Source organism: Wenyingzhuangia sp. 2_MG-2023, assembly GCF_030548295.1.
Taxonomy (GTDB): Bacteria; Bacteroidota; Bacteroidia; order Flavobacteriales; family Flavobacteriaceae; genus Wenyingzhuangia.
The window spans coordinates 1-229 of record NZ_JAUOSB010000234.1 but is presented as its reverse complement, the minus strand read 5'-3'; the positions used below and the strand labels follow the sequence as shown (position 1 = coordinate 229).

1 pseudogene is annotated in these 229 nt (G+C 53.7%); it reads right to left on the bottom strand.

The annotated features are described in order from the left end of the window. Positions 1-229 (bottom strand): annotated as a pseudogene (locus tag Q4548_RS17130) (aromatic ring-hydroxylating dioxygenase subunit alpha); the annotation flags it as partial.

Sequence of the window (229 nt, the reverse complement as noted above, 5' to 3'; positions counted from 1 at the left end):
ACGCAGCTCCGCTGCCAGAGCTTCGAAACGGGCAGGAATTGGCTGATCCAGGTCGGCTTCAAGATCCACCAGTTCAGGGATCATCACCATCACGCTGTGACCATGGCCGAGGTCTTCCACAAAACCCTCACCATCCAGGAAGTCGAAAATATCGGCTGTTGCATCGTCCAGAGAGCTGACGAAAGACTTGTGTACAATCGGGAAGTGGTACGCATCGGTGGTATTTTCG